The organism is Actinotalea ferrariae (genome assembly GCF_019733465.1).
GTDB classification, from domain to species: Bacteria; Actinomycetota; Actinomycetes; order Actinomycetales; family Cellulomonadaceae; genus Actinotalea; species Actinotalea ferrariae_A.
The window spans coordinates 1-9,116 of record NZ_JACVQL010000130.1; the positions used below are offsets into that span (position 1 = coordinate 1).

Consider the following 9,116-nt stretch of genomic DNA (forward strand, 5'->3'; position numbering starts at 1 on the left):
GGCCGCGGCCGCGCTCAGCCGGCGGGCCGACTCGCCGCTGCCGGGGAGGTCGACGTGCCGGCCGGCCCGCACGGCCGGACGCACGTGCTCGAGCCACGCGAGCGCGTCGGGTGCGCCGAGGGCGGTGAGCAGCGCACCGGCCACGACGTCGCCCGGCTCGACCAGGCGGCTCCACGCGGCGCGCGCGACGACGTCGGGCGTCATGGCTGTCCCTGCCCGCGCGTGCGCAGGAGGAGCGCCTGGCCGATCTCGGCGGAGCCCGGCCGGTCGAGGCCCGCGAGGTCCGCGAGCGTCCACGCGACCCGCAGGACGCGGTCGGCGCCGCGCAGGCTCAGCAGTCCGCTGTCGAGCGCGCGGTCGAGGTCCCGGTGCGCCGCCGGACCCGGTCCGTGCGCGCGGAGCCACGAGCCGGCGACCTCGCCGTTCGTCCGCCACGGGGTCCTGGCGAGCCGCTCGGACGCCGCGGCCCGAGCGCGGCGGACCCTGGCCGCCACGTCGACCGACCGCTCGGGGTCGCCCCCCGCGCGCCGGTCCGCCCGGGTGACCGGGAGCACCTCGAGCTGCAGGTCGACCCGGTCGAGCAGCGGCCCCGACAGCCGCGAGAAGTACCGGCGCCGGGCCATCGGCGTGCACGCGCACGCCAGGCCCTTGCCCACCGCCTGCCCGCACGGGCACGGGTTGGCGGCCAGGACGAGCTGGAACCGGGCCGGGAACCTGGCCGTGCCGCCGGCCCGGTGGATGACGAGCTCGCCGTCCTCGAGCGGCTGCCGCAACGTCTGGAGCACGCGCGGGGAGAACTCGGGCGCCTCGTCCATGAACAGCACGCCGCGATGCGCCCGCGACGCCGCCCCAGGGCGTGGGAGGCCCGAGCCGCCGCCGACGACGGCCGCGGGTGTCGCGGTGTGGTGCGGGCTCTCGAAGGGAGGGCGACGCAGCAGGCCCTCGTGGGGCCGGAAGGTGCCGGCAACCGAGTGCACGGCCGTCACCTCGACCGCCTCGTCCTCGTCCAGGTCCGGCAGCAGCCCGGGGAGCCGCTCGGCGAGCATGGTCTTGCCCGCCCCGGGCGGACCCACCATGAGCACGTGGTGGCCGCCCGCCGCGGCCACCTCGAGCGCCCACCGCGCCGCGCGCTGCCCGACCACGTCGGCGAGGTCCGGCGTCCGGCGGCCCGGTGCCGGGACCACCTCGGCCTGGGCCGGCTCGACGTCGGGCACCTCGTCGATCTCGGCGCCGTGCTCGACGGCCACCTCCGCGAGGCTCGCCGCGGCCCGGACGTGGGCACCGGGCACCAGCCGCGCCTCCTCGGCGTTCGCGCTCGGCACGACGACGCGCGGGTGGCCCGCCGCGACGGCCGTCGCGACCGCGGGCAGCACGCCACGCACGGGACGCAGCCGGCCGTCGAGCCCCAGCTCGCCGATGTGCACCCAGTCCGCGACCCGCACGGGGTCGCACACCCCCGCGCCGGCCAGGGTCGCGACGGCGACCGCCAGGTCGAACGCGCTACCGCCCTTCGGCAGCGAGGCGGGTGACAGGTTCACCGTGATCCGGCGCTGGGGCCACGACAGGCCCGACGACGTGACCGCGGCCCGGACGCGGTCACGCGCCTCGGCGAGCGAGGCGTCCGGCAGCCCGACGAGCACGAAGCCCGGCACGGACGCCGCCAGGTGGGCCTCCACCTCCACCACGTGGCCCGTGAGGCCCACGAGCGAGACCGCGCGCGTGCGTCCGAGCGCCATCACAGGACCCCGGTGAGGTGCTCGACCGTCGCCGCGCCCCGACGCGACGTCCGGACCGCGATGACGTCGACCCGGACGCTGCGCGGACGCAGGTCGTGGCACGCGAGCCACTCGCCCGCGAGCCGTCGCAGGCGGGACAGCTTGGCGTGGTCGACGGCCTCCGCGGGGTGGCCGTAGCCGTCGCCCGAGCGCGTCTTGACCTCGACGACCACGAGCTCGTCGCCCTGCAGCGCGACGATGTCGAGCTCACCCGCGCGACCTCGCCAGTTCCGGTCGACGACGTCCCACCCCGCCGCCGACAGGTAGGCCGCCGCGACCTTCTCCCCGTACCGCCCGACCGCATCCTTCGCCCGCATGGCGACCACCTCCGGGGGCGACGCTCGCAGCGCGACGCGCACGGGTGGCGCAGGGACCGTCGGGCCTGGGGACGACCGCGGAGGGGCCGGACCTGTGGACGGGAGCGACGTCCGACGGAGCGACGTCCGACGGCCCGGCCGTCAGCGGCGGAACGTACCGCCGTCGGGCAGCTCGAGCTCGTTCTTGGCGAGCTCCTCGACGTTGACGTCCTTGAACGTGACGACGCGCACGGACTTCACGAAGCGCGCCGACCGGTACACGTCCCACACCCAGGCGTCGTTGAGCGTCAGCTCGAAGTAGACCTCGCCGGCAGCGGACCGCACCTGCAGGTCGACCTGGTTCGCGAGGTAGAACCGTCGCTCGGTCTCGACGACGTAGGAGAAGACGCCAACCACGTCGCGGTACTCGCGGTACAGCGCGAGCTCCATGTCGGTCTCGTAGTTCTCCAGGTCCTCGGCGCTCACGCGTCCATCATGGACCATCGTGCGGAGTCCCCCGACCGCTGCGCCGCCGTGACCGCCTCGTCGAACCCGGCCGCCGCGGCGTCCGCGAGGGCCTCGTCGAGCAGGTCGCGCGGCTCCACCAGCCCGAGCGGCCGCTCCGCGGCGACGAGGGGCTCGTCGAGCAGCGCGACGGCGTGCTCGGGCACCACGAGCGGCTCGCCGACCTCCGGCAGGCGCCAGCTGCACCGGTGGGCAGGCGTCGGCCCGCGCAGCTGCAGCGCCTCGACGTGGCCCGGCGAGCCGTAGCCCTTGTTCTCGTGCCAGCCGTACTCGGGGTACCGGCGCGCGAGGTCGACCATCATCGCGTCGCGTGCGCACTTGGCGAGCACGCTCGCGGCCGCGACGGAGGCGCACGTGCGGTCGGCCTTGATCCGCGTGCGCACCTGCGGGAGCGGCGTCCCGCCGTCGACGACCGGCTCGGGCGTGACGTCGTCGAAGAGGGCCGGCTGAGCGTGCGCCGCGGCCGGCGCCGTGAGCCAGTCGTGCTTCCCGTCGAGCAGCACGAGGTCCACGGGGACGCCGAGCCCGGCGAGCGCGCGCCGGCCCGCGAGGCGCAGCGCGGCGATGATGCCGAAGGTGTCGATCTCCTCGGGTGACGCGTGCCCGACCGCGCGCGCGACCCCCCAGCGGCCCAGCGCGGGCAGCAGGCGCTCACGCGCCGCGGGGGTGAGGAGCTTGGAGTCGGTGACGCCGCGCGGGCACGCACGCGTGCCCAGGTCGACGGCGACGGCGCCCACGCTCACCGGACCGGCGAGCGCACCGCGCCCCACCTCGTCCATGCCGACGACGACGCGTGCGCCGGAGCGCAGCAGTGCTCGCTCCTGGCGCAGGTCGGGCCGCGACGCGGGGCTCACTCGGCCGACGCCGGCTCGGGGACGTCGGCGAACGTGGCGCCGGGGTTGCGCAGCGCGTGCCAGCGGTCGACGGGCCACACCGTCACGAACGCGACGCCCACGACGTTCTCGGCCGGGATGCTGCCGCCGCCCGGCGCGCCCTGCTTGTACCGCGAGTCCTGCGAGTTCTGCCGGTTGTCCCCCATGACCCAGAGGCGGTCCGCGGGCACCTGGATGCTGAACTCGAGCTCGCTCGGCTGCGCCCCGGCGGCGAGGTACGGCTCGTCGAGGGGCACGCCGTTCACGGTCACCCGGCCCTGCTCGTCGCAGCACGCGACCGTGTCCCCCGGCAGCCCGATGATGCGCTTGATGAGGTGCTCGCCCGAGTCCTGCGGGAGGAGCCCGACGTAGGTCAGGACGGACGTCATGGTCGCCCGCCAGCCCGACTGCTCGGGCGCCTGCTGGGGCAGCCAGCCGCCCGGGTCCTTGAAGACGACGACGTCGCCGCGGTGCACGTCGAGGGGTCCCGGCGCGAGCTTGCTCACGAGGACCCGGTCGCCGACCAGGAGCGTCTGCTCCATCGACCCGGAGGGGATGAAGAAGGCCTGGACGAGGAAGGTCTTGATGACGAGGGACAGCACGAGCGCGCTGACGACGATGATCGCCGTCTCCTTGAGCCAGGCCGCGAGGCCGCCGCCGCGGTGCTGGGTCTCCTCGGGTGCGGCGCGGCGGGACGACACCTCCGCCTCGGCCGGCTCGTCGTGCGCGCTGGCCGTCTCGTCCGCGGTCTCGTCGGCGGACGTGCGCGCCGGCTCCGCACCACCCGTGGTGGCTGCCCGGACCTCGCCCGCCGTGCCGGTGCCGTCGTCGACGGGACCGTGCGGGCGGTGCTCAGGCGTTGCTCGGGGCGTCACCCGACAAGGGTGCCATGCCCCCGCACGCGCCGAGGACGACGAACGGGCGGCCACCCCGTGGGGTGACCGCCCGTCGTGGGAGGGGAGAGCTCAGCGCGGGGCCGGCGTCTCGCGCTTCTCCTTGATCTTCGCCTTCTTGCCGCGCAGCTTGCGGAGGTAGTACAGCTTCGCGCGGCGCACGTCACCGCGCGTCACGACCTCGACCGTGTCGAGCGACGGCGAGTGCACGGGGAAGGTGCGCTCGACACCCACACCGAAGCTCACCTTGCGGACGGTGAACGTCTCGCGGACGCCGCCGCCCTGACGCGCGATGACGACACCCTGGAACGCCTGGATGCGCGAGCGGTTGCCCTCGACGACCTTGACGTTGACCTTGAGCGTGTCACCCGGGCGGAAGTCCGGGATGTCGGAGCGCAGCGAGGCCGCGTCGACCGAGTCGAGAATGTGCATGGTGTACTCCTCCGCGCTGCCACAGGTCAGGCGCGTCGTGACGGGCAGCCGGGCTGCCTGGACGGATCAGGTGGTGGGCACGTCTCCGCCGTGCGCGCAGGACGCGCTGGTCGGAACTGCTGGTTGGCCGCCTCCCCCGTGGCAGAGGCGCAGCCGACGTACCGCGCCCAAGTCTGCCACAGCGCGCGGCGGGCTCACGACCCGGTGTCGTCGGCACCGGGTGCTGCCGGCTCGGGCCCGTCCGGGCCGACGTCCCACCCCAGCCGCCCGAGGACGGCCCGGTCCGCGCGGTCGAGCTCCTCGGGGCGCAGGCGCCGCACGAGGTCCGGACGCCGGCGCGCCGTCCGCTCGAGCGCCTGGTCCCGCCGCCAGCGCTCGATCCGGGCGTGGTGACCGGAGAGCAGCACCTCGGGGACCTCGTGCCCGCGCCACTGCGGCGGACGCGTGTACACCGGGTACTCGAGCAGCCCGGTCGCGCCGTGGGACTCCTCGACGAGCGAGTGCGGGTTGCCCACCACGCCGGGCAGGAGGCGCGCCACGGCCTCGACCACGACGAGGGCCGCGACCTCGCCGCCGTTGAGCACGTAGTCGCCGATCGACAGCTCGGTCACCCGGACCCCACGCGACCGGTAGTGCTCCGCGACGCGCGCGTCGATCCCCTCGTACCGGCCGCACGCCACCACGAGGTGGTTCGCGCCCGCGAGCCGCTCGGCCGTGCGCTGGGTGAACACCTCGCCCGACGGCGTCGGGACGACGAGCTCGACGCCGCCGCTCCCCGCTCCCGGTCCCGCCGCGTGGTCCGCGCCGGCGTCGAGGCCGAGCACGTCGTCCACGGCGAGGCCCCACACGTCGGGGCGCATCACCATGCCCGCGCCGCCCCCGAGGGGCGAGTCGTCCACGGTGCGGTGACGGTCCGTGGTCCAGGAGCGCAGGTCGTGGACGCGCAGGTCGAGCAGTCCCGCAGCGCGCGCCTTGCCGACGAGCGAGAGGTCGAGCGGGGAGAGGTACTCGGGGAAGATCGTGACGACGTCGACCCGCACGTCAGTGCTCGTCCGTCGGCTCGTCCGTCGGCTCGTCGTCGACCGGGTCCGAGGCCAGCAGCCCGCGCGGCGGGTCGAGGACGACGCGGCCGCCCGGGACGTCCACGACGGGCACGATCGCGCGGACGAAGGGGACGAGCGTGCGCTGGCCCCCCGGCTCGCGCACGACGAGCGCGTCCTGCGCGGGCAGGTGCTCGAGACCGACGACCTCGCCCACGACCGTGCCGTCCTCGCGCTCGGCCCGCAGGCCGACCAGCTCGTACGGGTACCAGGCGTCCTCCTCGTCGGACGCCTCGACGTCCACGACCAGCTCGACGCCGCGCAGGCCCTCGGCCGCGGTCCGGTCGGACGCCTCGGCGAAGGTCAGGTACCACCGGCCGTTCTGCTCGCGGGTCCGGGTCACCGTGAGCGGACCGGCCGACGCAGGCTGCGTCACGAGCACCGTGCCCACCGCGAACCGCTCGGCGGGCGTGTCCGTCCGGACGTCCACGGCCACCTCGCCGCGCAGGCCGTGGGCGCGGCCGACCGTGCCGACCGTGAGCTGCATGCGAGTCCTCCGTCGTGATGGTGGTGGTGGTGCGTCGTGGGCGGGGGCGTGGCCTCGCGACGCGGGGCGCAGGCTCCGGGCACGGCTCAGGCCCGGCCCCCAGGGTAGGGGGACCGGGCCTGGTCGACTGCTGGTCGGCTCCTCGCGGGCCGCCGGCCGGGCTCAGCGCCGGTCGACGTCCACGACGTCGACGCGCACGGCGCCGTCCGCCGAGAGCGCGCTGACGACCGTGCGCAGCGCGCGCGCCGTGCGGCCGCTGCGGCCGATCACGCGACCGAGGTCCTCGGGGTGCACCCGGACCTCGAGGAGCTCCCCACGGCGCAGCGAGCGCCCCGTGATCCGGACGTCGTCCGGGTGGTCCACGATGCCGCGGACGAGGTGCTCCAGGGAGTCGGCGAGCATCAGGCCTGGTCCTCGGCGGCAGCGTCGGCCGAGCTGTCGTCGGACGCCTCGGCGGCCGGCGCGGCGGCAGCGGCGTCGGCCGCGGCCTTCTTCTCGGCGGCCTGGGCCTTGGCCTTCTCGGCGGCGTCGGCGGCGGCCGCGATGGCGGCGCTCGCGTCGGCCGAGGTGCCCTTGTCCTTGACGCGCAGGGTGCCCTCGGTGCCCGGGAGGCCCTTGAACTTCTGCCAGTCGCCGGTGATCTTGAGGATCGCGAGGACCTGCTCGGTCGGCTGCGCGCCGACACCCAGCCAGTACTGCGCCCGCTCGGAGGTGACCTCGATCAGCGAGGGCTCCTCGGTCGGGTGGTACTTGCCGATCTCCTCGATGACGGCGCCGTCGCGCTTCGAGCGCGAGTCGGCGACGACGATGCGGTAGTACGGCGCCCGGATCTTGCCGAGACGCTTCAGACGGATCTTGACGGCCACAGTGGTGGTCTCTCCTGGTTCTGCTGCGGGTGGTCGCCGTGCGCAGGCCTGTGGGGTAGGTGCGCGTGGTGACCGAGGGACGCGGCGACGTGCGGGTAGAGGGGCCGTCCGTGCCGGGTACAGTGGTCATTCTGCCAGACGCACGGCCACCGTGGCGCCGCGCGCCGCACGGTGTGCGCGCGCCTCGGTCAGCCGTCCTCCTGCAGCGCCCTCCCCCGCAGCTCGGGCAGCCCGAGCGCCGCCACCGCGGCGACCACGAAGGCGGCCGCGAACGCCGCGAACGTGAGCTCCTTGCCGCCCGCCGCGAGGAGCGGCGGCACGGCGAGCGGCGCGAGGATCGACGCGATGCGCCCGAAGCCCGCGGCCCACCCCGAGCCCGTGCCGCGCAGCGACGTCGGGTAGATCTCGGGCGTCACGGCGTAGAGGGCACCCCAGGCGCCGAGGTTGAAGAAGGACAGCAGCATGCCCGCGACCAGGACGCCCGTGGTCCCGCCGGCCCAGCCGAACAGGCCGGCCGACACCGCGGACCCGACGAGGAACGTGGCGAGCGTCGCGCGTCGCCCCCACGTCTCGATGAGCACCGCGGCCACCGCGTAGCCCGGCAGCTGCGCGAGGGTGATGACGAGCGTGTACCCGAACGACTGCACGAGCGAGTACCCCGACGCGACGAGGATCGACGGCAACCAGATGAACGCGCCGTAGTAGGCGAAGTTCACGGCGAACCAGACCACCCACGCGGCCGTCGTCCGGCGTCGCATCGGGCGGCTCCACAGGCCCGCGGGGCCGGCAGGAGGCTCCTGGTCGCCCGACCCCGACGTCGACGGCGCGTCGCTCGGCGCGCTCCCCCGTGCCGTCCCGTCGCCGGCCACCGCCTCGTCGTTCGCGGCCCGCGCCTCGGCCGTCGACCGCCCGCGCGCCGGTGCGCCGGCCGCCGACTCCTCGAACTCGCGCACGACCCGCTCGGCCTCGGCGACCCGGCCCGCCCGCTCGAGGAAGCGGACCGACTCGGGCAGGCCGCGCCGCACCACGATGGCGTAGAGCGCCGGGACCGCGCCGATGAGCAGCCCCCACCGCCATCCGTCGTCCGACGCCTGCACGACCGTGTACCCGATCACCGCGGCGAGCACCCAGCCGACGGCCCAGAACGCCTCGAGCAGCACGACGAGCCGTCCGCGGATGCGCGCGGGCGCGAACTCGCTGACGAGCGTCGACGCGACGGGCAGCTCCGCGCCCAGGCCGAGGCCGACGAGGAACCGCAGCGCCATGAGCGAGCCGACGGACCACGCGAGCGCCGACGCGCCCGTGGCGAGGCCGTACACCAGGAGCGTCAGCGCGAAGACCTGCCGCCGGCCGATCCGGTCGGCGAGCAGGCCGCCGAGGCTCGCGCCGAGCGCCATCCCGACGAACCCGATCGACGCGATCCACGACATCTGCCCCGAGCTCAGCTCCCACTGCACCCGCAGCGCCGCGATGACGAAGGAGATGAGCCCCACGTCCATGGCGTCGAGCGCCCAGCCGATCCCGGAGCCGACGACGAGGCGGCCGTGCCACCGGGTGAACGGCAGCCGGTCGAGCCGCTCGGGACGCGTGAGGGTCGCCTGCTCCTGCATGCACGCAGTGTGGTGCAGGCCGCGGACCACCGCGACCAGGTCCGTCTCAGCCGCCGACGACGGCCCGTCCGCGCAGCACGACGGCCAGCGGGGCACCGAGCACGCCGATGTCCGTCCGCGGGTCCTGCGGGTAGACGACGACGTCGGCCGGTGCGCCCTCGGCGATGCCGGGCGCCCCGAGCCAGCGCCGCGTGCGCCACGACGCCGCGGCCACGACGTCGTGCGCCGGCACGCCGGCGTGCACGAGCTCGGCCGCCTCG

At 75.6% G+C, this 9,116-nt stretch carries 11 protein-coding genes and 2 pseudogenes; all 13 read right to left on the reverse strand.

The window, feature by feature from the left end; genetic code table 11:
* A pseudogene (locus ICW40_RS11115) lies at positions 1-204 on the reverse strand (DNA-processing protein DprA); the annotation flags it as partial.
* Positions 201-1,736, reverse strand: a complete 1,536-nt coding sequence (locus ICW40_RS11120) for a YifB family Mg chelatase-like AAA ATPase (protein ID WP_221653892.1) — start codon at positions 1,734-1,736, stop codon at positions 201-203. The gene ICW40_RS11120 and the pseudogene ICW40_RS11115, both read right to left, overlap by 4 nt.
* Complete coding sequence (locus tag ICW40_RS11125) at positions 1,736-2,092, reverse strand: YraN family protein (RefSeq protein WP_221653893.1); 357 nt, start codon at positions 2,090-2,092, stop codon at positions 1,736-1,738. Before ICW40_RS11125 ends, ICW40_RS11120 begins: the two co-directional genes overlap by 1 nt.
* Before the next feature lie 141 nt (positions 2,093-2,233).
* Complete coding sequence (locus ICW40_RS11130) at positions 2,234-2,557, reverse strand: DUF2469 domain-containing protein (protein ID WP_221653894.1); 324 nt, start codon at positions 2,555-2,557, stop codon at positions 2,234-2,236.
* Positions 2,554-3,450, reverse strand: coding sequence for a ribonuclease HII (locus ICW40_RS11135; RefSeq protein WP_308121749.1), 897 nt, complete (start codon positions 3,448-3,450; stop codon positions 2,554-2,556). Before ICW40_RS11135 ends, ICW40_RS11130 begins: the two co-directional genes overlap by 4 nt.
* Positions 3,447-4,343: a signal peptidase I gene (gene lepB / locus ICW40_RS11140; protein WP_308121750.1), complete on the reverse strand. Its 897-nt coding sequence runs from the start codon at positions 4,341-4,343 to the stop codon at positions 3,447-3,449. Before lepB ends, ICW40_RS11135 begins: the two co-directional genes overlap by 4 nt.
* Before the next feature lie 90 nt (positions 4,344-4,433).
* Positions 4,434-4,793, reverse strand: coding sequence for a 50S ribosomal protein L19 (rplS, locus tag ICW40_RS11145; protein WP_221653895.1), 360 nt, complete (start codon positions 4,791-4,793; stop codon positions 4,434-4,436).
* Between the two features lie 194 nt (positions 4,794-4,987).
* Positions 4,988-5,833 (reverse strand): tRNA (guanosine(37)-N1)-methyltransferase TrmD, encoded by an 846-nt coding sequence (trmD, locus tag ICW40_RS11150; protein ID WP_221653896.1) that lies wholly within the window; start codon positions 5,831-5,833, stop codon positions 4,988-4,990.
* Between the two features lies 1 nt (position 5,834).
* The gene (rimM, locus tag ICW40_RS11155; RefSeq protein ID WP_221653902.1) at positions 5,835-6,380 is read right to left on the reverse strand and encodes a ribosome maturation factor RimM; all 546 of its coding nucleotides are present in this window, start codon (positions 6,378-6,380) and stop codon (positions 5,835-5,837) included.
* Between the two features lie 162 nt (positions 6,381-6,542).
* A complete protein-coding gene (locus tag ICW40_RS11160) occupies positions 6,543-6,782 on the reverse strand; it encodes an RNA-binding protein (RefSeq protein ID WP_221653904.1) in 240 nt (79 codons plus the stop codon).
* Complete coding sequence (gene rpsP, locus ICW40_RS11165; protein ID WP_221653905.1) at positions 6,782-7,246, reverse strand: 30S ribosomal protein S16; 465 nt, start codon at positions 7,244-7,246, stop codon at positions 6,782-6,784. Before rpsP ends, ICW40_RS11160 begins: the two co-directional genes overlap by 1 nt.
* Before the next feature lie 188 nt (positions 7,247-7,434).
* Positions 7,435-8,856 carry an MFS transporter gene (locus tag ICW40_RS11170; RefSeq protein ID WP_221653907.1) on the reverse strand — a complete coding sequence of 474 codons (1,422 nt, stop codon included), beginning with the start codon at positions 8,854-8,856 and terminating at the stop codon, positions 7,435-7,437.
* A gap of 46 nt (positions 8,857-8,902) precedes the next feature.
* A pseudogene (locus tag ICW40_RS11175) lies at positions 8,903-9,116 on the reverse strand (amidohydrolase family protein); the annotation flags it as partial.